Genomic DNA, 26548 nt, shown 5'->3' on the forward strand with positions numbered 1-26548 from the left:
GCCTTGACGGCTTGCTGGCGCATGACCTGGAGGGTGTGGTGGTCAATCCCGCGGGCGTCAGAGTTTCGTTTGCATTTCATGAAGAAAATTATCACATGAAATGGCATTACTTTCTAAAAGGTTAGTATCTGACAGGTTCTTCCTGCCTTTTCCTCAACGCTCACCACGAGAACTCTTTATTCCCGCAGCTTGAGGTGATTTGAAGCCCGCTCCTGTAAGCCGACTTCGAGGGGCCCGCCCTCATCTTCAATGAAGCATTGCTTCCGCAACCGCAGCGGTCGCATTCGTAGCACACCATGGACGCCCCAAATTTGCCAAGCGCTCATTTCATGGTGGCTCGAAGGTAGAGATTGCAGCCGTACATGCGGATTTTATGGAGACGTTGTGTCTCGATCCCTGATGGATTCCGCTGACTGAGTCCTCAGCAACAAAGCGCACTCGCAGTGCCTTGCATAAGTCAGGTTTGCTCAGTCACGGTCTGACCTGTATCGCCATCACATCATGATTGCCTGGGCAATCGGTAGGAAAGCCTTTCTTGTTGCTGACGGGGTTCAGTACAGGCGTTCACGCGGCCAACGGGGCCGGTACACCATACTGCCGATCATGGGCCAGCAGCACCCAAACGATCCGGGCATTCTTGTTGGCCAGCGCTACCGCCGAAATATTGCGGTTCCGCCGGCTCAGCAGGCGTTTCAGCCAACTCTCCGCCTGATCGCAGCGGCGCTCGATATGACTAATGACGGCCCGGGCGCCATGGATCAGCAGGGTGCGCAGGTAGACATCCCCCCGTTTGCTAATGCCCAGCAAGACCGGTTTGCCACCGCTGGAATGCTGACGGGGCACCAGGCCCAACCAGGCCGCCAGCTGTCGACCGTTGGCAAATGAGCGTGCATCGCCAATGCTCGCCACCAGTGCCGTGGCGGTGATCGGGCCAATGCCTGGGATCGCCGCCAACCGCTGCGAAGGTTCGCTCTGGCGATGCCACAGCTGAATCTGTTTCTCCAGCTCGGCCACCTGTTGATCCAGAACCCGAAGATGATCGGCGAGTCTGGTGACCAGCTCTCGCATCATCCCCGGTAGCCCATTGTTGCTATCTTCAAGCACCATCGGCAGGCGCTGCCGCAGCGAGGCCAACCCAACGGGAATCACGATCCCGAATTCGGCCAGCAAGCCGCGCAGCTGATTGGCCTGGGCGGTGCGCGCTTTGACGAACCCGGCGCGGGCGCGGTGCACGGCCAGCAAGGCTTGTTGCTCGGCTAGCTTCACTGGCACAAAGCGCATGTTGGGACGGGACACCGCCTCACAGATCGCTTCAGCATCAGCCGCATCAGTCGTGCTGCCTTTGACATAGGGCTTCACGAACTGGGGAGCCATCAGTTTGACCTCGTGCCCCAAGGCGGCCAGCTTGCGTGCCCAGAAGTGCGCGCTGCCACAGGCTTCCATCCCGACCAGACAGGGCGGCAGGTTGGCAAAGCAAGCCGCCAATGACGAACGAGCGACCTGCTTGCGCAGCACTACCTTGCCGTGCTCATCGACACCGTGAATCTGAAACACGTTCTTGGCCAGATCCAGACCGATCGTTCTAATGTTCATGGTGACGCTCCCTTCATTCAGTGAGGTGGTAGCAATCTCACTGTGGCACCGCGATGCCGGCCTAGGAAGGGGGCGTCCATTTCATTAACGAAGAGCAAGAGCCCTTAACTCGGCAAGCCAAACGACAAGGGTAATCATTCCGCTGATGCCCACTCACCGAGACAGCAGCATGAATCACGCCCATAGGAAATCTTTGGCATGACCTACCGGCCACCTCCCCTATGTGGAAGTTGACCGTAACCAGGGTGACACCAGCCAGCTTTGAAGACTGTCGACGCAGGAGCGGCCATTCATCGACGCCAGCCGAGAAATCTAACGCAGGTCTGGACTGAAATTGACTTGGTGGCTACGACGAAAGCATTGCGCACCGCTACCGCTATCCTATGCAGCAGAAGAGACGACCGAGTGAGAGCGACAGATCCATCAGGGCTGGCAAAGCCAACAAGGGCCTGATCGCCACCGATTTCTACCTGAACAAAAAGGCAAGAAGGCCGCACCGCCGGAAAACCACGTCCCCTCATAAACAGCTGCCCGACACTATCGGCGCCACACCAGACCCGAACGATAGGAAACGCAAACAGGCTGAGTGAGTGGCCAACCAAGCGACCACCAATTGGAGCAAGGACCAAGTTCGCCCGCTTGCATGGAGACATGGCATGTGAGTCATACCCCCAAGAAGTGGCTGTCAGCAAGGACGACATCTCCACGGCCTGTGAGCAATTCAAGGCACGGGTGCCACAGCCGGAAGGCGGCAGCCCGCACAGCATTTTGCCCACACAGACATATTGGGTTGGTAGAACACAACACAGCAATGTAGACGGAAAGCACGGCCAGCCGGAACGAGATCAATCACCACTGCAGCTGCACCCAAGCACAAAAGAGGAAACCACGACAGAACTGCCACATTTACTCCGTCGAGTTCGACGACTGGATGGTGGACACACTCATCCATCGCGCCCACCCCAGAGCGCATGCACAAGGCAATGACCGAAGAGCAGGAACCGACCCTTTTCGGCAAGAGGAACAAGAGCGTCAGCGCCGAGGAAGCCGGTCGCCGTCGGCAAAACCCTTTTTGCCCCCTCGGAGCTACACGGCAAAGACGCGCCAACTCCGGATGACTTGACCTAGTGTTTACACGAGCTAAGCGATTAGCTCAAAGAGCTTGAAGGCGAGCCAGGATAGATCAAGGCCAAAGAAGCGCCGACAGCAAATATCTTCGACGAACAGATACTTTAAGCACCGACACATTCGCCAATGCGATCAGAAATACAGAGGACAATAAAAAACTGCGCTTGCGGATGAGTCATTTCATCGACAAGGCGTATTGAATGGTGTAGATGTTGAGATGAAACATCGGCCGGACAGAATCATCGGGACAAATGAAAAGAGCCGTGAACCAACGGTTCACGGCTCAATATTTTGGCTCCCCGAGCAGGGCTCGAACCTGCGACCTGCGGATTAACAGTCCGTCGCTCTACCGACTGAGCTATCAGGGAACAACTTTCAAACTACAAAACCAGCATCGAGCTAATTTCTAAAACCTGGCTCCCCGAGCAGGGCTCGAACCTGCGACCTGCGGATTAACAGTCCGTCGCTCTACCGACTGAGCTATCAGGGAACGTTCTCATTTAAGAGAGGACGCATTATATGAATTGCCACTTAATACGTCAAGTCTTTTGTTTTATTTTTCCTAATTAAAAAAAGCCCACCGCTAAGCGGTAATGCCGTTCACTTAAGGAAAAAGCACCGCCCACCAAGGTGGAAAAACGGTGCTTTTTTGTTACTTCCAAGCGTTCTTCGAAGCTAAAATCCGGACTGAACGGCTTAAGTGAACGGCATTAACCGCTAAGCGGTGGGCTTTTTTTGGCTCAGTGACGGGTCTCCACTTGCACCAACGGAGCACCCACAACCTCACTCGCTGTCGACTGGCGGGCAACATCACGGCGACGCGGACCAGACTGCACTTCCACAGTCGCTTCTGGAGCCCTCTCAACATTTGTGGTAGTCACCATCACCAGGCCACCCAGATCGAGTTCCGCCGGCGACACCACCTCGGACGACTTAACAAGTTGCTCGGCCTGAACCGCAACCGGCTCTTCGCTCACCTGAGCCTTCACCGGTACAACAGCCTCGTGGATTTCAACCTGGGCTGAAACAACCTCGGCTGCCACAACCGGAGCTACCGAGACTTCTTCCACGATTTCAACCGGAGCAGGCTCAGCCTCCTCAACAACAGAAGCCGAAACAGGAGCAGGCTGGGATGCTACGACCTCTTCCAATGCCTGCTTCTGCTCTGCAACTTCCGGCTTCGCAGGTTTCGTCTCAACAGCAGCCGCTTCAACCGCCACCGACGAAACCGGCTCTGCCACAGGCTCTTCAGCCACTACGACAGGAGACGGAGTCGCTACCGCCGGGACTTCTTCAGTCTTGGTCGAGGCCACAGCTTCGGCCTTCTCTACAGTTTCGGCAATGACTTCAACCACATCAACACGCGACTCCACTGCGGTCTCTTGCACAGCAGGAACCGGCTCAACTACGGAAGCCTCCACCGCCATGGCTGCAGCGGCTGCAACCTCGCCAGCTTCCGTGCCTTGAACCACCCCACCCTCTTCCGGACGGCGATCGCGACGATTGCGACGACGACGACGTTCGCTACGCTCTCGCATTTCCGCTGCGGGCTCAGTAGCCGGAGCGACGACGTTCTGCTCTGCTTCGCCTTCCGCCTTCAGTTGCTCGGTACGAGCCCGAGCCTCGGCTTCAGCCACCTCTGCGGCAATTTGAACACCTCGACGACGATCCGGCTGCGGCTCGCGGCGCGGCGCTTCCGTCTGGGGCTGCTGACGTTCACGCGGCTGACGTTCTTCGCGCGGCTCGCGTGCCGCACCTTCACGCTCCTTGTTACGCTCGCGACGCGGCTCCTGGCGTTCGCGTCCCTCTTGGCGGGCATCCCGGCGACCACCCTCACCGGCTGCAGCGGCCTCGCCTTGCTGGCGACGACTACCGCCACGCTCGTCCTGCTGGTCGGCTTTACCACGGCGCTGCGGCTCTTCTCGCTCACGCTCGCGACGCTGGCCCGGCGCATTGCGACGACCTTCGCTGCCACCTTGGCGCGGCTTGTTTTGCGTCACCTCGCGGCGAGCCGGCTTGACCGGATGCTCGACCTTAGCTTCGGTAACGGCTGCTGGTTCACCCACCAAGCCCTTGAACCAGCCGACGATACGCTCAATCAGTCCAGGCTGGGCCTGCACCACCGGAGCTGCCACGGGCGCTTTTTCGACGGCAACCGGGGCCGGCTGCTGCGGGGTGATGCCCTTGACCGCCGGCTCCTGCCGCTCGACCTTCGGCTTGTCCAGGCCAAACACCAGCTTGCTCTCATCGGCTTCCGGCGCCTCAACGCGGCGGTAGCTCGGCTGGTCTTCAGTTTCCAGCAGATCATCGATGCGAACACGAATGATGTTATGGTTCGGCGTTTCCAGATGCACGTTCGGGATCAGCACGATGCTGACACCAAGGCGCTCTTCCAACGAGTAGAGCTCGATGCGCTTCTCGTTGAGCAGGAAGGTGGCCACGTCGACCGGCACCTGCGCGTGAACCGCGCCGGTGTTCTCCTTCATCGCCTCTTCCTGGATGATGCGCAGGATGTGCAGAGCCGACGACTCGGTGCCGCGGATGAAGCCGATGCCATGGCAACGCGGGCAGGCGATGTGGCTGGTTTCGCCCAGGCTCGGCTGCAGGCGCTGACGCGACAGCTCAAGCAGGCCGAAGCGAGACAGCTTGCCCATCTGCACGCGGGCGCGGTCGTGCTTCAGAACCTCGCGCAGGGTGTTTTCCACCTCACGCTGGTTCTTCGGGTTTTCCATGTCGATGAAGTCGATCACGATCAGGCCGCCCAGGTCGCGCAGACGCAACTGACGGGCGATCTCCTCGGCCGCTTCGACGTTGGTCTTGAGGGCGGTCTCCTCGATGTCCGCGCCCTTGGTGGCACGGGCCGAGTTAACGTCGATCGACACCAGCGCTTCGGTGTGGTCGATCACGATCGCCCCGCCGGACGGCAACTGCACGCTGCGCGAGAAGGCGGTTTCGATTTGGTGCTCGATCTGGAAGCGCGAGAACAACGGCACGTGGTCCTTGTAGACCTTGATGCGATTGACGTTGTTCGGCATTACGTGGCTCATGAACTGGCGAGCCTGCTCGTAGATTTCTTCGGTGTCGATCAGCACTTCGCCGATGTCCGGCTGGAAGTAGTCGCGGATCGCACGAATGACGAGGCTGCCTTCCTGCAGGATCAGGAACGGTGCATTCTGGGCACCGGCGGCGCCTTCGATGGCGCGCCACAGTTGCATCAGGTAGTTCAGGTCCCACTGCAGCTCTTCGAGCGAACGACCGATGCCGGCGGTACGGGCGATCAAGCTCATGCCATTCGGCACTTCGAGCTGACCCATCAGCTCCTTCAGTTCCTGTCGCTCTTCACCCTCGATGCGGCGCGATACGCCACCACCACGCGGGTTGTTCGGCATCAGCACCACGTAACGGCCAGCCAGGCTGATATAGGTGGTCAGCGCAGCGCCCTTATTACCGCGCTCGTCCTTTTCTACCTGTACGACGACTTCCATGCCTTCGCGCAGTACGTCCTGAATGCGCGGACGGCCACCTTCGTAGCTCTGGAAATAGGAACGGGCCACCTCCTTGAAAGGGAGGAAGCCGTGGCGTTCGGTACCGTAATCGACAAAGCAGGCTTCCAGCGAAGGCTCGATCCGGGTGATCACACCCTTGTAGATATTGCCTTTGCGCTGTTCCTTGCCAACGGTTTCGATATCGAGGTCGACGAGCTTTTGCCCATCGACGATGGCAACGCGAAGCTCTTCGGCCTGCGTTGCGTTAAACAGCATTCGTTTCATTCATGTCCCCGCGCGGCACTCACGCTAGGGAAGCAGCAAGTATTTGACGGCCCAGTGTCTAAGATGGGCGCTATCCGTCAGAAGAGTCCGGGTAAAGATCGCAAGAATTCGTATGGTTACAACTCAAGCCGACTTCCTGTGTGGGTTCCACAAACCGCCCGGGTGGTCTTGCGCTACAGGCTGAAGACCCGGGATTCAGCCAACCTTGTCTGGCTGGCAAATACCCGGCGGCAGGCGGTCGTGCCGGGTCAAACTTTGCTGCAAAATCCCCCGACGGGCTTGGCGTCAAGGGAGGGAAGCTGGTGAGTGCGCAGTGCGTATAAATGCATTACCATCGCTGCTTTTCGGTGAGCGAGACAACCGTGGCTGCGGCCTGGAGAGTACGGCGTCAGGTCAGGGACTAACCCTGCCGGCCGAACTGGCATTTCCGCAGCGGCGCTGCATGCCATTTTCGCATGCAACCGTGTTTTGCCTAAAGGTCGCATCAATCGCCCAAAAACAGGGCGCTGAGCGCCGAAAGTATAAGCAATATGACTGATAACCGCAAAGATTCTGTCACGTTCCACAAGGTGACGGAAGACGAAGCCGGGCAACGCATCGACAACTTCCTGATGCGGCTGCTAAAAGGCGTACCCAAAAGCCATCTTTACCGCATTCTGCGCTCCGGCGAAGTCCGGGTGAACAAAGGCCGCATTGACGCCTCCTACCGCCTCGAGGGAGGAGACGAGCTACGCATCCCCCCCGTGCGCGTTGCCGAGCGGGCAGAAAAAGCCGTGCCTGCCGGCCACTTCCCTATCGTGTTTGAAGACGATGCACTATTGGTAATAAACAAACCGGCCGGTGTTGCCGTGCACGGGGGCAGTGGCGTGTCATTCGGCGTGATCGAGCAACTGCGCCGCGCCCGTCCCGAAGCGCGTTACCTGGAGCTGGTGCACCGTCTCGACCGCGAGACCTCCGGCCTGTTGATGGTCGCAAAGAAACGCTCGGCGCTGGTCAAACTGCACGAGATGATCCGCAATGATGTGCCGCAGAAGCGCTATTTCGCGCTGGGCCTTGGCGCCTGGCCAAGCGATGTGAACCATGTTCGTCTGCCACTCTACAAGTGGCACACGCCGGAAGGCGAAAAACGCGTCCGGGTGCAAGAAGGCGGCCAATACGCGCATACTGTGTTTAAAGTCATCGAGCGTTTTGCCGACCTTACTCTGGTGGAGGCGCTACTCAAGACCGGCCGCACTCACCAGATTCGTGTGCATATGCAGGCAATCGGCTGCCCGATTGCCGGTGACGAGCGTTACGGCGACTTTGCTGCCAACCGCGAACTGGCTCGTGACGGGTTAAAGCGCATGTTCCTGCATGCCGCCAGCTTGAAGCTGCCGCACCCACTGACCGGCGAGCCGCTGGAGCTGAATGCCCCGCTCCCGACTGACCTGACCTCGTACATTGAAAAGCTGCGCAGCCATGGATAAACCGTTTGACCTGATCGTGTTCGACTGGGACGGCACCTTGATGGACTCCACCGCCCACATCGTCCACACCATCCAGGCCGCTTGCGCCGACCTCGGCCTCCCCGTTCCTGAGCGCGAACGTGCCAGCCACGTGATTGGCCTGGGGCTAATCGATGCGATGCGTTACGTCTGCCCAGGTCTCCCACCGTCCCGCTATGAGGAAATGGTGCACGCGTACAAGCATCATTACGTACTCGGCACCGAGACGATCGAACTGTTCGACGGCGTGCGCGAAGGGTTGGCCGAACTGAGGGCCAGCGGCGTGTTCCTAGCCGTCGCCACAGGCAAAGGACGCCCCGGCCTCGATGACGCCCTTGCGCGCACCGGACTGACATCACTGTTCGACGCCACTCGCACCGTCAACGAGTGTGCATCGAAACCTCACCCCGAAATGCTGCTATCACTAGCCGACGAACTGGGCGTCGAAAACCGCCGCACCCTGATGGTCGGCGACACCAGTCACGACCTGAACATGGCCAACAACGCGGGCACCCGTGGCGTCGGCGTCAGCTACGGCGCCCATCCAATCGACGAACTCTTGGCTTGCAACCCGCTGGCGATCTTCGACAGCTTCCGGAGCTTCCACGCATGGCTGCAACCGCAACTGGGCTGATTTGTCGCTCCGACGCGCTGGCCGACGGCGGCCTCGGTGTACGCTTCACCATCACGCTGGAGGATGGTCGCGAGGCGCCGGCGTTCGTGGTTCGCCACCAAGGCTCCGTCTATGGTTGGCTAAACGCCTGCCGCCACCAGCCCGCCCAGCTCGACTGGAAAGACGGTGAATTCTTCGATCTGAGCGGTCAGCATCTGGTGTGCAGCATGCACGGTGCACTTTACCTTCCGGATAGTGGCCTCTGCGTGGCTGGCCCCTGCCGAGGCGCCAAGCTGGTCTCAGTGGATGTCTGCGAGGCCGACGGCGAGGTGCGGCTCGGCGCATGACAAGCAATTTGCTAGACTCGGCTTCATTAGCCCGCTGGAGATAATCGCGTGAACGAACAGCCCAATTGGGATCGCAGTGTCATCGAAAAACTGGCCATGTCGGCACTGACCGAGCAGCGGCGAGCCCGGCAATGGAGGATCTTCTTCCGCCTGATCTGGCTGCTACTGACCCTGACCCTGCTGTGGGCAATCTTTTTCCGCGACAATGAAAAGGTCGATGCACTGTCCAGCAGAGAGCACACTGCACTCATCAACCTTGATGGGGTCATCGACAGTCAGAGCGACATTGCCAACAAGCTGATCGATGGACTGGAGGCCGCCTACAAGGACAACGGCACCAAGGGGGTGATCATCCGCGCCAACAGCCCGGGCGGCTCACCCGTGCTGTCCGGTCTTGCCTATGACGAGATCCGCCGCTTGCGCAAACTCCACCCGACCATCCCGGTCTATGTGGTAGTCGAAGATGTCTGTGCATCGGGTTGCTATTACATCGCCTCGGCGGCCGACAAGATCTTCGTCGACAAAGCCAGCATCATCGGTTCGATCGGCGTGCTTCAGGACGGTTTCGGTTTCACCGGCGCGATGGCGAAGCTTGGCGTTGAACGCCGCCTGTTGACAGCTGGCCAGAACAAGGCGATGGGCGACCCGTTCTCGCCGGTAAATCCGAAGCAACAGGAAATCGTCAAGACACTGCTCAATGACATCCACCAGCAATTCATCACGGCCGTCAAGCAGGGCCGCGGCAACCGTCTAAAGGCAGACCCGGACATGTTCTCTGGTCGCATCTGGATTGGCGAACAGGGTGTACCGCTTGGCCTTGCCGATGGCCTGGGCAACGTGCGCTCGGTGGCTCGCGATATCATCAAAGCCGACAAGCTGGTTGACGTCACCCCGGAAGATGATATTACCCGCCGTGTAGCTCGCCGCTTCGGCGTCTCGCTAGGTGAGGGCTTCCGTAGCCTGTTCGAAACCCGCTTGTTTTAAGCCACCAGGAATACACCATGGCGCGACGACCCTACCAGGAAGAGCCGGACAACCATGAACGGTGGCTGGTTTCCTACGCCGACTTCATTACCCTGCTATTCGCCTTTTTCGTGGTGATGTATGCGATCTCCTCGATTAATGAGGGCAAATACAAGGTACTGTCGTCGGCAATCCTGAATGCATTCCGACCGGTTGGCGATCTGTCGATTGGCGCGACCCCGCCCACCGGGGGCGCCAATACCATGATTCAGGTGCCAAGACCCAAGCCGGTCGCTCAGGCGATCAAGGACCTGAAGGCGAAGGAGCAAGCCAAGATGACGGGCCTCGTCACCGATCTAAATAAGGTGCTCCGGCCATTGGTGACAGGCGGACAGGTGCAGATCTCCCAGACCGAACAGGGTGTGGCGATCCAGATCAAGGACAGCGCCCTGTTCCAGACCGGCCAGGCTACACCGTCACCACAATCGGTCACAGTGCTCGCGCAAGTCGCCAAAGTGCTGTCGCCGGTCGACAATCCGATCCGCGTCGAAGGCTTTAGCGACAATGTCCCCATCAGGACAACCACCTATCCATCCAACTGGGAACTATCAGCTGCCCGTGCCGGCAGCGTAGTGCGCCTGTTCCAGGAGAACGGCATCGTTGCACAGCGATTGGTCGCTATCGGCCGCGCCGAGAATCTGCCGATCGCCGACAACGCCCAGTCGGAGGGGCGCGCCCAAAACCGCCGCGTTGCAATCAGCGTGTTGACCCACAAGGACCCAATCACGACGCGCGACGCCAGCGAAATCATGGCAGACCAATGAGCCGACCCATAACCCCGCTTTGCGAGAAGACCCTATGAGCACCCCGATTCACGCTGTCGCACTCGACCAGCTGTTCAACAACGCCCGCACCTTCAGCCACTGGCAAGCGCGCCCAGTGGCCAAAGAGACGCTGCAGCAATTGTTCGACTTGCTGAAACAGTGCCCGACAAGCGCCAACTCATCGCCGGCGCGTTTCGTGTTCGTACAGGGCCAGGAAGCCAAGGAAAAACTCAAGGCCTGTTTGTCCGAAGGCAACATCGAAAAAACAATGGCCGCGCCAGTCACAGTGATCGTAGCGATGGACATGCGCTTCTACGAGCACATGCATACGCTATTCCCTCACGCCGATGCGCGCAGCTGGTTCGAAGGCAACCAACCGGTGATCGACGCCACCGCGTTCCGCAACAGCTCGCTGCAGGCGGCCTACCTGATCATGGCTGCGCGCTCGCTCGGCCTTGACTGCGGCCCGATGTCCGGCTTCGACGCCAACCTGCTTAACGAAACTTTCTTCCCCGACGGCCGCTTTAAGGTCAACCTGCTGATTAATCTCGGTTACGGCGACGCCAGCAAGCTGCACGAACGCTCGCCGCGCTTTGCCTTTGCCGACGTCTGCCAAGTACTGTAAAGCCGTCAACACCCCTACCAGACCCGGTATACTACCGGGTCATTTTTTTGAAGATTATTGAAGAGACTGCCCGATGCTCTACCCGCTGTTGCGCCCCCTGCTGTTCTGCCTCGATGCCGAGGCCGCTCATGAGGCCACCCTGAAATTGCTGGATCAGGTCCATGCGCTGAAACTCGACGGCTTGCTCAGCTGCTCGATTCCGCGCCAGCCGGTGGAAGCGATGGGACTCACCTTCCCCAATCCGGTCGGCCTGGCAGCTGGTCTCGATAAGAACGGTGCACATATCGATGCGCTGGCCGCTCTCGGTTTCGGCTTCATCGAGATCGGCACGGTCACGCCGCGCCCACAAGCAGGCAACCCCAAGCCGCGCCTGTTCCGGGTAGCATCGCATCAGGGCATCATCAACCGGATGGGGTTCAACAACCACGGTGTCGACGAGCTGCTCGAAAACGTACGCAACTGCCGCTTCAAGGGCATTCTCGGCATCAACATCGGCAAGAATGCCACCACGCCTATTGAGAACGCTGTTGACGATTATTTGATCTGCCTCGACAAGGTCTACGCCTACTCGAGCTACATTACCGTCAACATCTCGTCACCAAACACCAAGAACCTGCGTCAGCTGCAGGGCGAAGACGAGCTGACCGCCCTGTTGTCGGCTCTGAAACAACGCCAGACTGAGCTGGCCGACAAGCACGGTCGTTATGTACCGTTGGCGGTAAAAATCGCGCCGGACCTCGACGATGAGCAGATCGCCGCCGTGGCACGCACCCTGACTACCCAGAAAATCGATGGGGTGATCGCCACCAACACGACGCTATCGCGTGAAGAGATCGCCGGCCACCCGCTGGCTGGCGAAGCCGGCGGCCTGTCCGGCCGCCCGGTGCGCGAACGCTCAACCCAGCTGATCCGCAAGCTCGCCAAGGAACTCGATGGTGCCTTGCCCATCATAGGAGTAGGCGGCATCCTGCATGGCACGGATGCCGTAGAGAAGATTGAAGCAGGCGCTGCACTGGTACAGCTCTATAGCGGCCTGATTTACCGTGGGCCGGCCCTAGTCGCCGAATGCGCCCAGGCATTGGCTAACGCTAAACGATAAAAGCAGCAGTTCGCAAAGAACTGCTGGCAAGCATGAGGAGATAAAGACATGGTTAAACAGCTAACCCGTATGACGCTGATCGGTGCAACCTGCCTTGGCGTTTTGGCGGGCTGCACCACTTCCGACTCCGCCGCCGTTTACTCCAAGAGCCAAATGCGCCAGGCGCAAAACGTCGAGTTCGGCACTGTCGTGTCGGTGCAGAATGTCAAGATGGAGGGAGAAAACAACGAATTGCTGACCGTTGGCGGCGCCGCCCTTGGTGGCCTAGCGGGCAGCGAAGTCGGCCATGGAAATGGTTCGATTGCCGGCGCCATCGTTGGCGCTCTGGCCGGCGGTTTCGGCACCAAAGCTATACAGCATAGCGCGGGCACCAAACCGGCGCTGGAAATTACGGTTAAGCTCGACCGCACTGGTCACATGATCTCGATCGTGCAGGAAGCTGATATCCCGTTTGTCGCGGGGCAGCGTGTCCGCGTGCTGACCGGTGGCGGCAACGACCGTGTCTCGCCGATGTAAACAAGCGATTGCCAGAAAAACTTAAGGGGCGTATACGCCCCTTTGTTTTTTTGACCTATATGCTTCCTGCTCCTGCCTCACTCGCGACGGAAGGGTTGCCAACGACCGTCGATCAACGCCTCTAAAGGCTGGTACGCCGACTTGTAGGTCATCTTGCGGCAGTTTGCGATCCAATAGCCCAAATAGAGATAGGGCAAGCCCAGCTGCTCGGCCAGATCCAACTGCCAGAGCACGTTGTAGACCCCGTAGCTTGCGTGCAGATCGTCCGGTTCGTAAAAAGTGTAGACTGCCGACAGCCCATCGGACAGATGGTCGACCAGACTGACCATCTTCAGGATCCCCCTCTGGCGGAACTCGACCAGTGAGCTTTCCACCCCGCTTTTCAGAATGAACTCGGTATATTGCTGCGGGTCGTCCTCGGCCATGCCGCCACCAGCGTGCCGCGAACGCTGGTAACGTCGATACAACAGGTAGTGATCGTCATGGAACTGCAATGGCAATAACCGGGCAGTCAGATCGTTGTGCCGTCGGAATGCCCGCCTCTGGCTGCGGTTCGGCTGGAACCGCTCAACTGGCACCCTTACCGGCACACAGGCCTTGCAGCTGTCGCAATACGGACGATAGGTGTACAAGCCACTGCGACGAAAACCGAGCCGCACCAGCTGGCTATAGACAGGGGCATCGATCGTATCGGCCGGGATCGCCACCTGCGAGCGCGCCTGCAAGCCGGGCAGATAGCTGCACGGGTAGAGGGCGGTCGCGTAAAAATGAATGGCGACCGCCTGCTGACTCGGGTCACGATGGCTCATTCTGGTACCGATAAGTCCACATGGCGTCCGGCTGCGGCAGGACAATCTGTTCCTTCAGCGTAGCAAGAAAACGCTCGCGCTGTATCAATTGCGCCCCCAAGCTCTCAAGGTGAGGGGTATGCATCTGACAGTCGATCATGCGCACACCGCAGCTCGCCAGATGGCGAGCCATGTGCACGAAAGCGAGCTTGGACGCATCCCGACGGCGTGAAAACATCGACTCGCCAAAGAACATCCGGCCCAATGCCACGCCGTAAAGACCCCCGACCAGCTCGCCCTCCTCCCATACTTCGAACGAATGAGCGTAACCATGCTGATACAACCGGCAATACGCATCAATCATCGTCGGTACGATCCAGGTGCCTTGCCGACCATCACGAGGACTGCCACACGCCTCCATCACAGCTCGGAATGCGTAGTCGGTCCGGACTTCATAGGGGCGATTGCGCAGCGTCTTGGTCAGCGAACGGCTGACCTTCAGCGCTTCGGGAAACAGCACCATCCGCTCGGCCGGCGACCACCAAAGAATGGGGTCGCCTTCGCTGAACCACGGAAAAATGCCATGAGAATAGGCGGCTAACAAGCGCCGCACAGAGAGGTCGCCACCGGCGGCGAGCAGGCCGTCTGGGTCGGCCAGTGCAAGCTCGACCGGCGGAAACACCGGCTCGGGACCGAGCCAAGGGATCACGGCTTATCTACGGGTGTGCTTGCCGGCGCAGTCGGGGCACTCGCCGTACATATAAAGAGCATGGTCAATGATGCGGAAACCGTGCTGCTCGGCGATGCGATCCTGCAGCGCCTCGATTTCCGGATCGAAGAATTCGACCACTTTGCCACAGCTGATGCACACCATGTGATCATGGTGACCGCCTTCGTTCAGTTCGTAGATCGCCTTGCCCGACTCGAAGTGGTGGCGCACTAGAATGCCCGCCTGCTCGAACTGGGTGAGCACTCGGTAGATGGTGGCAAGACCGATATCGATATTCTCGGCCGACAGCTTGCGGTAGACATCTTCAGCCGACAGGTGCCGAACGTCGCTGTGCTCGAACAGATCAAGAATTTTCAGGCGCGGACCGGTGGCTTTCAGGCCAATATCTTTGAGGTGACTGGCTTTGTTCATCATGTTATAAAGTGGGCACGTTTCTGCAGGATATGATAAAGCCTTTTAATGGCTTTGCCTAATTCGACAGCCACTCACTACCCCGAGTACACAATCCCAAAAGTATGCGAGTTCTGATTATAGCCGCGGCCCTCATCCTCGCCGGCTGCGGCAGTTACAGCCCTACCCAATGGGTGCCGTCTTACAAAATGGATATCCCGCAGGGCAACGCCGTCACCGAAGATGCCGTTGCCAAGCTGAAACCAGGCATGACCCGCGCCCAGGTACGCTTCGTGTTGGGAACACCGCTTTTGACTGACCCGTTCCATGCCAACCGCTGGGACTATGTGTATGAAGTGTCCAAGGGGGGCAAGCTCCTGGAACGCAAACACCTCACTGTCTATTTTGACGGCGACAAAATGACCCGTTACGAAGGCGAGGTTCTGCCAGCCGAGCGCGCGATCCTGCCTAGCGGCAATGCCAACGCGCCGATCGCCGCCTCTGCCCCTACCCAGGAAATCAAACCATGAGCAAAGCGCTGAATGTCGTGATCGTCGGCGCCGGCGGTCGCATGGGCCGTACGCTGATCGAGTCGGTACTGTCCACCCCGAACACCAAGCTGCACGCCGCCATTGATCGCAGTGGCTCCGACTTCATCGGTCAGGATGCCGGCCTGTTTGTCGGCAAGAAAACCGGCGTGATCGTCTCCGACGATCTGGCTACCGCCCTCGATGGCGCCGACGTGTTGATCGACTTCACCCGTCCCGAAGCCACCCTCGACTATCTTGCTGCCTGCACTAGCCGTGGCGTGAGCATGATTATTGGGACCACCGGTTTCGACGATGCCGGCAAGACCGCGATCAAAGCCGCTTCCGAGAAGATCCGCATCGTTTTCGCTGCCAACTACAGTGTCGGCGTCAACCTGACCTTCAAGCTGCTCGACATCGCGTCGCGCGTGCTGGCTGAAGACTACGACATCGAGATCATCGAGGCGCATCACCGTCACAAGGTCGACGCTCCATCGGGCACTGCCTTGCGCATGGGTGAAGTGATCGCCAACGCGCTCGGCCGCGACCTGAAGCAGTGCGCGGTTTACGGCCGCGAGGGCGTCACCGGCGAGCGAGACCCGGGCACCATCGGCTTTGCCACCGTACGCGCCGGCGACGTGGTCGGCGATCACACTGCCCTGTTCGCCACCAACGGCGAACGCGTCGAGATCACCCACAAGGCCTCGAGCCGAGCCACCTTCGCCAATGGTGCTGTCCGCGCCGCCCGCTGGCTAGCCGACCAACCCGTCGGACTCTACGACATGCAGGACGTGCTCGGCTTGCGCTAAGCCCGCGAGGCCGGCCATTGAGCCGGCCTTCTCATTCTGCGATGCCCTACTACCGCTCCCTCCTGCTTTCCTTCTTGCTGCTTGCGCTGGCGTTGCTGACCGGCCTGCTGCTTGACACCCCGATAGGCTCCAGTCTGCCCAGCCTATTCGGCCACGCTCACGACCCCCTTACCCGCCAACTGCTGCTGGAATTGCGTTTGCCGCGCGTACTGAGCGCAGCCGCCAGTGGCGCCCTGCTCGCCTGCGCCGGTGCCGCGGCCCAGTACCAGTTCCGCAACGCATTGGCCGAGCCTGGCCTGATTGGCGTGTCAGGCGGAGCGGCCCTTGCTGCGGCACTGGCCCTGGAAGCCGGGCTTGGAGGCGGCCTGGTGGCCATGACGGCTTTCGTCGGTGGACTGGTGGCACTCTGGCTGACCTGGCGGCTGGCCGGCCCGCGCAGCCCCTCCAGCCAATTGATTTTGGCCGGTGTTGCGATCAATGCACTGACTGGCAGTCTCTTAACCCTGCTGATCGCTACCCTGCCCGATGATTCTCTGCGCACCGTCACATTCTGGTTGATGGGCAGCTTTGCCAGCGTCAACTGGCGACAGGCATCGGCCTTGTTGATAGCCCTGCCGCCGGTCTGGGTGCTGTTATGGCGGCATTGGCGCTACCTCAACCTGCTGCAACTTGGCGATGCGGCGACCTTTCACGCGGGGTATCCGCTGGCCAGAGGCAGGCTACAAGTCGTTGCGCTGGCAGCACTGGCAACCAGCCTGGTCGTTGCCAACTGCGGCATGATCGGCTTCGTCGGCCTGATGGCGCCACACCTGGCTCGATTGATCACTGGCGCCGATGCTCGGCGCGTCCTGCTACTGGCTCCTCTGCTGGGCGCCTTGCTTGCTGTCATTGCTGACACCATCTCGAGATTGGCCATCGCCCCCGCCGAGTTACCGGTCGGCGTCATCACCAGCCTTGCCGGTGCGCCTTTCTTTCTATGGTTGATGCGACGCGCGCTGATGGGGTCGGATAATGCTCGTGCTTGAGCACGCTTCGCTGCGCGATCGAATCGAAGACGTCAGCCTGCAGTTGCGGCCTGGCGAGGTATTGGCACTAATCGGGCCGAACGGCGCCGGAAAGAGCAGCTTGCTCTCGCTGTTGTCGGGGCTGACCATGCCAGATCGAGGACAGGCATTACTAGGCGACACCCCATTGCGGCACCTGAGTGCCGGCCACCTTGCCCGCCACCGAGCGGTATTGGAACAGCGGACGGAGGTCGCCACCGGGTTTACCGTGCGGGAAGTGATTGCAATGGGCAGCTATCTACATGGACATGCCAACACCACTGCCCTGGCAGTGGCGTTGGCCCGCGTAGAGGGATTACTGGAGCGGCGGCTGAGTACGCTGTCAGGCGGCGAGACACAGCGAGTACTGCTGGCGCGAGCACTGGCCCAACTGCTCGGTTCGACGGAGAGCGAACGCTATCTGCTACTCGACGAACCGACCGCCGCACTCGATATCGGCATGGCCGACGGACTCATGCTGCAGATCGGCCGCATCGCCAAACAGCACCGGATCGGCGTGCTGGCCGTGGTGCATGACCTCAATCTTGGATTGAGGCACGCGGACCGCGTTGCACTCCTCGACCGGGGCCACCTTGTTGCATGCGGCCCTACGGCAGAAGTCATGCAGCGCTCCCGCTTGGAGGAGGTCTACGGCGTCCGCCTAGCGGAGCTGATTCACGATGAGCACGAAGATCTGCGCGCTTTCGTGCCTCTGCCCCCTCACGAAAGTTGAAGTTCTCGATGTCCAGTGGCACAAGAGAAGGTCTGCCGGACATGACCCTGATCGTCGACACTTTCCAGCCTTACGTCGAACCCCCATAGCCGTGCAACATGGCGCAGCACTTCCTCGGCACTCTCCGGCTCGAGCGGCCGGCGGTTGTGCATGCTATGGCGCAAGGTCAGACTGCGGTCGCCGCGCACATTGACCGACCAGACCTGAATATTCGGCTCGCGCGAGCCGAGGTTGTACTGTTCGGCCAACAGCTGACGGATCTCGCGATAGCCTTCCTCGTCGTGAATCGCCTCGACCTCGAGCTTGTCGTCCTGATCGTCGTCGCGGATCGCGAAGAAGCGGAAATCGCGGATCAGCTTGGGTGACAGGTACTGTGAAATAAAGCTCTCGTCCTTGAAGTTCCGCATCGCGAACTCGAGTGCGTCGCGCCACGGCGTGCCGGCAATATCGGGAAACCATGCGCGATCCTCGTCAGTTGGCTCTTCGCAGACGCGACGGATGTCCTGATACATCGAGAAGCCCAGCGCATAGGGGTTGATGCCGCGGTACCACTGGGCGTTGACCGGTGGCTGGTACACCACATTGGTGTGGCTTTGCAGGAACTCCATCATGAAACCGTCGGTGACCAATTTCTTCTCGTACAGGCGGTTCAGGATGGTGTAGTGCCAGAACGTTGCCCAGCCCTCGTTCATCACTTGGGTCTGCCGTTGCGGGTAGAAGTACTGGGCAACTTTGCGCACAATCCGCACCACTTCACGCTGCCACGGCTCCAAGAATGGCGCCGACTTCTCGATGAAGTAGAGCAGGTTTTCCTGCGGTTCGGGCGGGAAACGCAAGGCAGCCTGGCCGCCATCACCTTTATCCCGTTTTGGGATGGTGCGCCACAGGTCGTTGACCTGCTGCTGCAGATAGTGCTCGCGCTCGGACTGGCGCGCCTGCTCCTTGGCCATCGACAGCTTCTGCGGCCGCTTGTAGCGGTCGACACCGTAGTTCATCAAGGCATGGCAGGAATCGAGCAGCTCTTCCACTGCGTCGATGCCGTAGCGCTCCTCGCACTGCGACAAGTATTTCTTCGCAAACACCAAGTAGTCGATGATCGCTGACGCGTCGGTCCAGGCCTTGAACAGGTAGTTGCCCTTGAAGAAGGAATTGTGACCGTAGGCGGCGTGGGCGGTGACCAGCGCCTGCATCGTCATGGAGTTTTCTTCCATCAGATAGGCGATGCAGGGGTTGGAGTTGATCACGATCTCATAGGCGAGCCCCATGTGACCGCGCTTGTAGCTCTTTTCGGTGGCGACGAAGTGCTTGCCGAACGACCAGTGGTGGTAATTGACCGGCATGCCGACAGACGAATAGGCATCCATCATCTGCTCGGCGGAGATCACCTCAAGCTGAATCGGGTAGACGTCGAGCTTGAATTCATCGACCGCGATCTCACGTATCGCCCGCTCGTACTCGTCAATCAGTTCAAAGGTCCATTCGGACCCGGTAGAAATCGGCGTCATGACCGTCCCCTTCGCATGGACTAACGAGTCGGCGTCGGCTGCCGTTTGAACAGCTCGCGGAACACCGGGTAGATGTCGCCCGCCGAATGGATTTTCTGCATCGCGAAATGGCGGTGCCGTTCCTGAACCTTCAGGTATTCGTACCAGAGGTTCTGCGGCTCGCCCTCGGTGATTTCGATATAGGCGTAGTACTGGCAGGCAGGCAGGACCGCTTCATCGAGGATGTGGGCACAGTTGGCCGAATCACTGTCCCAGTTGTCCCCATCCGATGCCTGCGCGGCGTAGACATTCCATACATCGCTTGGGTAGCGCTTGGCGAGAATCTCCTTCATCAGGTTGAGCGCCGATGAGACTACGGTACCACCCGACTCGCGCGAATGGAAAAAGTCGTGTTCGTTGACCTCGACCGCACTGGTGTGGTGGCGAATGAACACCAAGTCGATCTTTTCGTAATTGCGCTGCAGGAACAGGTACAACAGGATAAAGAAGCGCTTGGCCATGTCCTTCTTGGCCTCGTCCATCGAACCGGACACGTCCATCAGGCAGAACATCACTGCCTGGCTGGTCGGTTTGAGCTGTTTCACCCGGTTGTTGTAGCGCAGGTCGAACGGATCGATGAAGGGGATGCTGCCCAGCCGCTCACGCAGAAAGTGCAGACGGCGACGGCGCTCGCGCACTTCGAAGCCGCTCTCTTCGTCGGACTCGAGAAGGGTGTCAAGCTCCTCTTCGGTCTTGTTGATCTCTTCCAGCGTCGGAGCCGCCATGGCGACGCGACGTGCCAAAGCCCCACGCAGCGAGCGCACGATATTGATATTGGCCGGCGTACCGTCGTTGGTAAACCCGGCACGGACGCTCTTGAGCTCGTCGATGCCCATCAGCTGATTTTTGACCAGATTTGGCAAAGCCAGATCATCGAAGAATACGTTCATGAATTCTTCGTGGCTCAGCTCGAAGGCAAAGTCATCCTCACCCTCGCCATCCTTGCTTGCCCGGCCGCCACCGCCGCTACCGGAGCCACCCTGAGGGCGACTGAAACGGTCCCCCTTGATGAACTCTTCGTTGCCCGGATGTATGTGATCCCAAACGCCGCCCTTCCCGTGGTGGAAGATCGGTTCGGCAATATCCTTCACCGGGATGGAGACCTTCTCTCCGCTCTCGATGTCGGTGATGCTGCGTCCCTTGATCGCCTTGGAGACCGCTTCCTTGATCTGCGCCTTGAAGCGACGCAGGAAACGCTCGCGGTTCACCGTGGATTTGTTCTTCCCGTTGAGACGCCGGTCTATGATGTGCGACATGGTCACCTCGCCTTTGTCTGATTGCTCCCGTTACGGTCGAAGCCATCCGGCCAACTCCGGGCGGGGAGTTGGCCGAACGCTCTTGAGCGCGGCCTCGAGCCAAACGGGCGGGGGTCAGGAAGACTTTCTGACGCGCAAATACCATTCGCACAGCAGCCGCACCTGCTTCGGCGTATAGCCCTTCTCCACCATGCGATTGACAAAGTCCTCGTGCTTCTTCGAGTCGTCGACACTGGCCTTGGCATTGAACGAGATCACCGGCAGCAACTCTTCAGTATTCGAGAACATTTTCTTCTCGATGACCGTGCGCAGTTTCTCGTAGCTGGTCCAAGCGGGGTTCTTGCCTGCATTATTGGCCCGCGCGCGCAGCACGAAGTTGACGATCTCGTTTCGGAAGTCCTTCGGATTGGAAATACCCGCGGGCTTCTCGATTTTCTCCAGCTCAGCATTCAGCGCCGTGCGGTCGAAGATTTCACCGGTGTCCTGATCGCGATATTCCTGATCCTGTATCCAGTAGTCGGCAAAGGTCACATAGCGGTCGAAGATGTTCTGACCGTACTCTGAGTAGCTTTCAAGATAGGCCGTCTGGATTTCCTTGCCGATGAAATCAACGTACTTCGGTGCCAGGTATTCCTTGATGAAGGTCAGGTATTTCTGCTCGGCCTCCTGCGGAAACTGCTCCCGTTCGACCTGTTGTTCGAGCACGTACAACAGATGCACCGGGTTGGCCGCCACCTCGCTATGGTCGAAGTTGAACACCTTGGACAGGATCTTGTAGGCGAAGCGGGTCGACAGGCCGCTCATACCCTCGTCCACCCCGGCAAAATCGCGGTACTCCTGAATCGACTTGGCCTTCGGATCGGTGTCCTTGAGGTTTTCTCCATCGTAGACCTGCATCTTGCTATAGATGCTCGAGTTTTCGGGCTCTTTAATCCGCGACAGGACGGCAAATTGCGCCATCATTTTCAGCGTTCCAGGAGCGCACGGTGCGTGAGCCAAGGACGAGTTGCGGATCAGCTTGTCGTAAATGCGGATTTCGTCAGACACGCGTAGGCAATACGGCACCTTGACGATGTAGATACGGTCGAGGAAGGCCTCATTATTCTTGTTGTTTTTGAACTGCTTCCATTCGGATTCGTTCGAGTGAGCAAGGATGATGCCCTCGAACGGAATCGCGCCAAAGCCTTCCGTTCCCTTGAAGTTGCCTTCTTGGGTCGCGGTCAAGAGCGGGTGCAGCACCTTGATCGGCGCCTTGAACATTTCGACGAATTCGAGCAGACCCTGGTTGGCGAGGCACAGACCGCCGGAGTAGCTGTAGGCGTCCGGGTCGTCCTGCGCATATTTTTCCAGCTTGCGAATATCGACCTTGCCGACTAGCGAGCTGATGTCCTGGTTGTTCTCGTCACCTGGTTCGGTCTTGGACACGGCGATCTGCTTGAGCACCGACGGATAGCGTTTCACCACGCGGAACTGGCTGATGTCGCCGTTGAACTCCTGCAGCCGTTTCGCCACCCACGGGCTGGGGATGGCACGCAGGTAGCGACGCGGAATGCCATATTCCTCTTCGAGGATGCTGCCGTCCTCATCATGGTGGAACAGGCACAGCGGTGAGTCGTTGACCGGGCTGCCTTTCAGGCAATAGAACGGCACCCGCTCCATCAACTCCTTGAGCTTTTCGGCTATCGACGATTTACCGCCACCGACCGGACCGAGCAGATAGAGAATCTGTTTCTTTTCCTCGAGGCCTTGGGCGGCGTGGCGGAAGAACGCCACCACCTGCTCGATTACCTCCTCGGTGCCGTAGAACTCGCGAAAGGCCGGGTAAACCTTTATGACCTTATTAGAGAAGAGCCGGGACAAGCGCGGATCATGCCGGGTGTCGATAAGCTCGGGCTCACCGATCGCCATCAACATGCGTTCGGCCGCCGTGGCATAGGCTGCCGACTCGCGTTTGCACAGTTCCAGATATTCTTGGACGGTGAGCTCTTCTTCGCGGGTACGGTCGTAGCGGGCGGAGTAGTGGCTGAAGATATCCGATTGCATGGCTCGCCTCCTGGCTCATACAGGGGAGCGCACGAGTTGCGCCACGCATCTCGCGATCCCCTTGTTGATTTAGAGTGTTTACTACTGTGGCGGTTCTTCTTTAGTTTGGGTATAGCACACAGCCCCTCCATGCCAACGGCAATCCACAAAAAAATTCGTGGGTTCAAAATGCCGTGGCGTGACAGGGAAAAAACCTTGCGATCAGGGTTCTCTCTCGACGATCGTCGCGCCTATTTCATACAGTAGACCGCTGACGATTTCGCTGCAGCGGCGCACTTCAATATCCAGGTAAAACGGCTGAATCAATTCTCCCGCGCTCGGCAACGGCAACAGTACGACGCTGAGACGCTCACCCTGCTGCGGTACATATGATGAGCGCAAGGCGATGCCATCGACCGACAGATCGACGCAGTGGCCGTAGGTCGTCTCCCCGCTGACTTGCGACTTGATCCTGGCCTTGCAACCAAGCGGGATACGACGCGATGACCGCAGTTCACGCGGCAAGAAGGAGTAATTCACCTTTTGAGCGAGCCCGAGAGATATGCTGTTAACCAGTGTAGGCCAACAATTGTCTTGCTGTCGGTGATTCTCCCGTCCAGTGACATAGTCAGCACTTCTGACAACGGCATCGTCAACACCTCCAGGAACTCGCCATCGTCCAGTTGGCGCTCGGTCTGGGTTAATTGCTCGGCAAGGTAGTAGTGGATCACCTCGTTGGAGTAACCGATGCAGGGGTGAGCGGTGCCGAGGAAGGTCCAGCGCTCTGCCTGGAAGCCGGTTTCCTCGAATAGCTCGCGCTCGCCTGTGACGGCAGGGTCCTCATCTGGGTCGATTTTGCCTGCAGGAATCTCGATGAACTCCTGGCCGACCGGGTAGCGGTACTGACGCTCCATCACCAGCTGGCGGTCTTCGGTCAGTGCCAGCACCGCCACTGCACCTGGATGCAATAGAAATTCACGCTCGGTGCGCTGGCCGTCTGGCAGGCGCACGGTGTCGCGGCGAAGGGTGAGAAATTTGCCACGGAAGGAGACGGTTTCCTCGAGCGGGGTTTCGACTAGCTCCACAGGTTTCCTTTCTAAAACAGATTAATAGCGCCCGGCTGGGCTGTTTGGCCAAGGTCGATATTGCATGACAACAATCGCACTACCTCTCAACTTTACCTTGCCAAAACCGGGCAAATAATTTAAACAAACGTTTGAATAGCAAGCCGGTTGCCGCGTAGGCGGCTGGCACCTTACACCCGGGTCGTGTCCTCACGGCCGCTACAAACGGAGATTTCAGCATGCCTGCCTACACCGCCCCGCTGCGTGACTTTGCCTTCGTGCTCAACGAGCTGATCAAGGTCCAGGAGGTCGTCCCTACGCTACCCGGGTACGGCGATGCCACCGAAGATGTCTATGCCTCCTACCTGGAGGCGGCAGCCAAGTTCTGCGAAAGCGAGCTCGCTCCGATCAATCGCAGTGGCGACGAGGCCGGCTGCACTTTCAATCCGGCCGACCATAGTGTGACCACGCCAGTAGGGTTTGCCGCAGCTTATCAGCAATACTGCGAGCTGGGCTTCCCCGGCCTAGATTGCGACCCAGCCTACGGTGGCCAGGGCATGCCGAAGACGCTGGCGTTCCCGGTGATGGAAATGCTGACCTCGAGCAACGTGGCCTGGTCGATGTACCCCGGTCTGTCGCACGGCGCCTACTCGGCGATTCATGCCCACGGCACCGCCGAGCAGAAAGACACCTATCTGCCTAAGCTGGTTTCCGGCGAGTGGACCGGCACCATGTGTCTGACCGAACCGCACTGCGGCACCGACCTGGGGCTGCTCAAGACCAAGGCGGAGCCGAACGGCGATGGTAGCTACGCGATTAGCGGTACCAAGATCTTCATCTCGGCCGGTGAGCACGACCTGGCCGACAACATTATCCACCTGGTGCTGGCACGCCTGCCGGATGCACCGAAGGACGTGAAAGGCATCTCGCTGTTCATCGTGCCGAAGTTCCACGCCGACGGTAGCCGCAACGGTGTGTTCTGCGGCAGCCTGGAACACAAGATGGGTATCAAGGCCAACGCCACCGCAGTGATGAACTTCGACGGCGCCAAGGGCTACCTGATCGGCGAGCCGAACAAGGGACTGGCCTGCATGTTCACCATGATGAACGCGGCGCGCCTGGGCTGCGGCATGCAGGGCCTAGGCTTGGGTGAGGCATCGTTCCAGGGCGCGCTGACCTATGCCAAGGAACGCCTGCAGATGCGCGCTGCCAGTGGTCCGGCCTGCCCGGACAAGGCAGCCGACCCGATCATCGTCCACCCGGACGTGCGCCGCATGCTGCTGACCCAGAAGGCCTACACCGAGGCTGGCCGTGCGCTGACCGCTTTCCTGGCGCTGCAGCTGGACATCGAGGAGAAGCACCCGGATGCCGACCATCAGAAAGAAGCGGCCGACCTGGTCGCCCTGCTCACTCCGGTGGCCAAGGCGTTCATGACTGACAACGGCTACATCGCCACCAATATGGGCATGCAGGTGTTCGGCGGCCACGGTTTCATCCGCGAATGGGGCATGGAGCAGCTGGTGCGCGACTGCCGCATCTCGCAGATCTACGAAGGCACCAACGGCATCCAGGCGCTCGACCTGATCGGCCGCAAGGTGCTGCTCGACCAGGGCCAGAAGCTGCGCAAGTTCAGCGGCCAGATCGTGACATTCTGCAAGGCGCAGGAGGGCGACGAGCGGATGCGCGAATTCGTTGAGCCGCTGATGAAGCTCTTGAAGGACACCGGCGAGCTGACCATGCACATTGGCATGGCGGCGATGAAGAACCGCGACGAGGCCGCCGCGGCCGCCACCGACTACCTGCGTGTGATCGGCCATGTGACCTACGCCTGGCTGTGGGCGCGAATGGCCAAGGTAGCCTTCGAGCAGGGCGACGGTGCCGAGCCGTTCTACCAAGCCAAGATCACCACCGCGCGTTTCTACTTCGCGAAACTTCTGCCGGAGGTGCACGGTCTGATCGCCAGCATCAAGTCGGGCGCCGTCCCGCTGATGTCATTGGACGCCGAACACTTCATCTTCCAGTAACAAAAACTGGAAATAATTTCCAAAGCGGCCGGTTGGCCGCTTTATTTTTGCACAAAGATATTGATAAAACTCGGGACCGCGTAGCAGAATGATCCGATCGGCATAAGACCGAGTGTGCAAAGACACACAAAATACAAAGGAGACAACAATGGAAATCCGCAGCGCAACCCTGGCAGACACCTCCCTCCTCAACCGCTGGACCCGCCAGCTGCAAGAGGAGCAGGGTCGTAGCCCCTCCTTGGACGAACTGCTGGCGATCCTGCAGCGCCAGACTCTTCTGCACGACAGCGACTGCCGCCTGTATATTTTCCGCGATGCGGAAGGCGATCTCGGATATGCATTGGTTCGCGAAGAGGGGGAAGAGTTGGTACTGCAACCGTTCTTCATTGCACCGGAACGCCGCCGTCGCGGCCACGGCCGTACCGCGTTCAACCTGCTACGCAAACAATTGCCACGCAACCGCAAGCTGACAGTGACGGTGATGTCGCGCAATACTGGTGGAATGTGTTTCTGGAAACGGATCGGCTTTGCCGATTATGCGGTCAATCTGCAGATTCAGCCGACGCTGCCCTGCGCAGCCTGAGTCTCCGTTCGGCCAGCCCCAAGGGTGGTCGAAAACAAAAAACCCACGCTGGCGTGGGTTTTTTCATTCCGGT

The 26548-nt window shown here is 59.2% G+C and carries 24 protein-coding genes and 2 tRNA genes; 14 read left to right on the forward strand and 12 right to left on the reverse strand.

Features of this window, described 5'->3' with window-relative positions:
* Positions 1 to 564: 564 nt before the first annotated feature.
* From QU481_RS15770 to QU481_RS15785, 4 genes are all read right to left on the reverse strand, one after another.
* A complete protein-coding gene (locus QU481_RS15770) occupies positions 565 to 1593 on the reverse strand; it encodes an IS110 family RNA-guided transposase (RefSeq protein ID WP_289830991.1) in 1029 nt (342 codons plus the stop codon).
* A gap of 1420 nt (positions 1594 to 3013) precedes the next feature.
* Positions 3014 to 3089 (reverse strand) — tRNA-Asn (locus tag QU481_RS15775).
* A 46-nt stretch (positions 3090 to 3135) separates the two neighbouring features.
* Positions 3136 to 3211: transfer RNA gene (locus tag QU481_RS15780), tRNA-Asn, on the reverse strand.
* Between the two features lie 250 nt (positions 3212 to 3461).
* The gene (locus QU481_RS15785; RefSeq protein WP_289830992.1) at positions 3462 to 6491 is read right to left on the reverse strand and encodes an Rne/Rng family ribonuclease; all 3030 of its coding nucleotides are present in this window, start codon (positions 6489 to 6491) and stop codon (positions 3462 to 3464) included.
* 530 nt (positions 6492 to 7021) lie between these two features.
* On the opposite strand from QU481_RS15785, the gene rluC reads away from it, so the two are divergent.
* From rluC to QU481_RS15825, 8 genes are all read left to right on the forward strand, one after another.
* A complete protein-coding gene (gene rluC, locus QU481_RS15790) occupies positions 7022 to 7957 on the forward strand; it encodes a 23S rRNA pseudouridine(955/2504/2580) synthase RluC (RefSeq protein WP_289830993.1) in 936 nt (311 codons plus the stop codon).
* On the forward strand, positions 7950 to 8609 hold the full coding sequence (locus QU481_RS15795; protein ID WP_289830994.1) for an HAD-IA family hydrolase: 660 nt from the start codon (positions 7950 to 7952) through the stop codon (positions 8607 to 8609). The genes rluC and QU481_RS15795 overlap by 8 nt, the downstream gene beginning before the upstream one ends.
* Positions 8585 to 8935 carry a Rieske (2Fe-2S) protein gene (locus QU481_RS15800; protein ID WP_289830995.1) on the forward strand — a complete coding sequence of 117 codons (351 nt, stop codon included), beginning with the start codon at positions 8585 to 8587 and terminating at the stop codon, positions 8933 to 8935. The genes QU481_RS15795 and QU481_RS15800 overlap by 25 nt, the downstream gene beginning before the upstream one ends.
* A gap of 96 nt (positions 8936 to 9031) precedes the next feature.
* Positions 9032 to 9919, forward strand: coding sequence for a S49 family peptidase (locus QU481_RS15805; protein ID WP_435382741.1), 888 nt, complete (start codon positions 9032 to 9034; stop codon positions 9917 to 9919).
* Positions 9920 to 9936: 17 nt separating this feature from the next.
* A complete protein-coding gene (gene motD / locus QU481_RS15810) occupies positions 9937 to 10722 on the forward strand; it encodes a flagellar motor protein MotD (RefSeq protein WP_289830997.1) in 786 nt (261 codons plus the stop codon).
* A gap of 34 nt (positions 10723 to 10756) precedes the next feature.
* Positions 10757 to 11347, forward strand: coding sequence for a malonic semialdehyde reductase (locus QU481_RS15815; RefSeq protein ID WP_289830998.1), 591 nt, complete (start codon positions 10757 to 10759; stop codon positions 11345 to 11347).
* Between the two features lie 73 nt (positions 11348 to 11420).
* Positions 11421 to 12446: a quinone-dependent dihydroorotate dehydrogenase gene (locus QU481_RS15820; protein WP_289830999.1), complete on the forward strand. Its 1026-nt coding sequence runs from the start codon at positions 11421 to 11423 to the stop codon at positions 12444 to 12446.
* 48 nt (positions 12447 to 12494) lie between these two features.
* A complete protein-coding gene (locus tag QU481_RS15825) occupies positions 12495 to 12962 on the forward strand; it encodes an outer membrane lipoprotein (RefSeq protein WP_289831000.1) in 468 nt (155 codons plus the stop codon).
* 77 nt (positions 12963 to 13039) lie between these two features.
* Here QU481_RS15825 and QU481_RS15830 read toward each other — a convergent pair whose 3' ends face one another.
* The 3 genes from QU481_RS15830 to fur are packed head-to-tail and all read right to left on the reverse strand — an operon-like array spanning position 13040 to position 14891.
* A complete protein-coding gene (locus QU481_RS15830; protein WP_289831001.1) occupies positions 13040 to 13771 on the reverse strand; it encodes an arginyltransferase in 732 nt (243 codons plus the stop codon).
* Positions 13758 to 14459, reverse strand: a complete 702-nt coding sequence (aat, locus tag QU481_RS15835) for a leucyl/phenylalanyl-tRNA--protein transferase (RefSeq protein ID WP_289831002.1) — start codon at positions 14457 to 14459, stop codon at positions 13758 to 13760. Before aat ends, QU481_RS15830 begins: the two co-directional genes overlap by 14 nt.
* Before the next feature lie 3 nt (positions 14460 to 14462).
* A complete protein-coding gene (gene fur / locus QU481_RS15840) occupies positions 14463 to 14891 on the reverse strand; it encodes a ferric iron uptake transcriptional regulator (RefSeq protein ID WP_289831033.1) in 429 nt (142 codons plus the stop codon).
* Between the two features lie 188 nt (positions 14892 to 15079).
* On the opposite strand from fur, the gene QU481_RS15845 reads away from it, so the two are divergent.
* Genes QU481_RS15845 through QU481_RS15860 form a run of 4 tightly spaced genes read left to right on the forward strand, consistent with a single transcriptional unit; the run spans position 15080 to position 17982 of the window.
* Positions 15080 to 15400 (forward strand): outer membrane protein assembly factor BamE, encoded by a 321-nt coding sequence (locus QU481_RS15845; protein ID WP_289831003.1) that lies wholly within the window; start codon positions 15080 to 15082, stop codon positions 15398 to 15400.
* On the forward strand, positions 15397 to 16206 hold the full coding sequence (dapB, locus tag QU481_RS15850; RefSeq protein ID WP_289831004.1) for a 4-hydroxy-tetrahydrodipicolinate reductase: 810 nt from the start codon (positions 15397 to 15399) through the stop codon (positions 16204 to 16206). The genes QU481_RS15845 and dapB overlap by 4 nt, the downstream gene beginning before the upstream one ends.
* Before the next feature lie 41 nt (positions 16207 to 16247).
* Positions 16248 to 17231, forward strand: coding sequence for a FecCD family ABC transporter permease (locus tag QU481_RS15855; RefSeq protein ID WP_289831005.1), 984 nt, complete (start codon positions 16248 to 16250; stop codon positions 17229 to 17231).
* The gene (locus QU481_RS15860) at positions 17218 to 17982 is read left to right on the forward strand and encodes an ATP-binding cassette domain-containing protein (RefSeq protein ID WP_289831006.1); all 765 of its coding nucleotides are present in this window, start codon (positions 17218 to 17220) and stop codon (positions 17980 to 17982) included. Before QU481_RS15855 ends, QU481_RS15860 begins: the two co-directional genes overlap by 14 nt.
* Here QU481_RS15860 and QU481_RS15865 read toward each other — a convergent pair.
* The 5 genes from QU481_RS15865 to QU481_RS15885 all read right to left on the reverse strand — a co-directional run bounded on the left by QU481_RS15865 (position 17970) and on the right by QU481_RS15885 (position 23889).
* Entirely contained in the window at positions 17970 to 19487 is a 1518-nt protein-coding gene (locus QU481_RS15865) for a SpoVR family protein (protein ID WP_289831007.1), read from the reverse strand. The genes QU481_RS15860 and QU481_RS15865 overlap by 13 nt on opposite strands.
* 20 nt (positions 19488 to 19507) lie before the next feature.
* Positions 19508 to 20782 (reverse strand): YeaH/YhbH family protein, encoded by a 1275-nt coding sequence (locus QU481_RS15870; protein WP_289831008.1) that lies wholly within the window; start codon positions 20780 to 20782, stop codon positions 19508 to 19510.
* 114 nt (positions 20783 to 20896) lie between these two features.
* Positions 20897 to 22825, reverse strand: a complete 1929-nt coding sequence (locus tag QU481_RS15875) for a PrkA family serine protein kinase (protein ID WP_289831009.1) — start codon at positions 22823 to 22825, stop codon at positions 20897 to 20899.
* Positions 22826 to 23026: 201 nt separating this feature from the next.
* On the reverse strand, positions 23027 to 23329 hold the full coding sequence (locus QU481_RS15880; protein ID WP_289831010.1) for a PilZ domain-containing protein: 303 nt from the start codon (positions 23327 to 23329) through the stop codon (positions 23027 to 23029).
* Between the two features lie 11 nt (positions 23330 to 23340).
* Positions 23341 to 23889 (reverse strand): NUDIX domain-containing protein, encoded by a 549-nt coding sequence (locus QU481_RS15885; protein WP_289831011.1) that lies wholly within the window; start codon positions 23887 to 23889, stop codon positions 23341 to 23343.
* Between the two features lie 218 nt (positions 23890 to 24107).
* Between QU481_RS15885 and QU481_RS15890 the strand changes: the two genes are divergently transcribed.
* Both QU481_RS15890 and QU481_RS15895 read left to right on the forward strand, forming a co-directional pair.
* Positions 24108 to 25892 carry an acyl-CoA dehydrogenase C-terminal domain-containing protein gene (locus QU481_RS15890; RefSeq protein WP_289831012.1) on the forward strand — a complete coding sequence of 595 codons (1785 nt, stop codon included), beginning with the start codon at positions 24108 to 24110 and terminating at the stop codon, positions 25890 to 25892.
* A gap of 148 nt (positions 25893 to 26040) precedes the next feature.
* Positions 26041 to 26475, forward strand: coding sequence for a GNAT family N-acetyltransferase (locus QU481_RS15895; protein ID WP_289831013.1), 435 nt, complete (start codon positions 26041 to 26043; stop codon positions 26473 to 26475).
* Positions 26476 to 26548 lie beyond the last annotated feature (73 nt).

The organism is Crenobacter oryzisoli, from assembly GCF_030385785.1.
GTDB lineage: Bacteria > Pseudomonadota > Gammaproteobacteria > Burkholderiales > Chromobacteriaceae > Crenobacter_A > Crenobacter_A oryzisoli.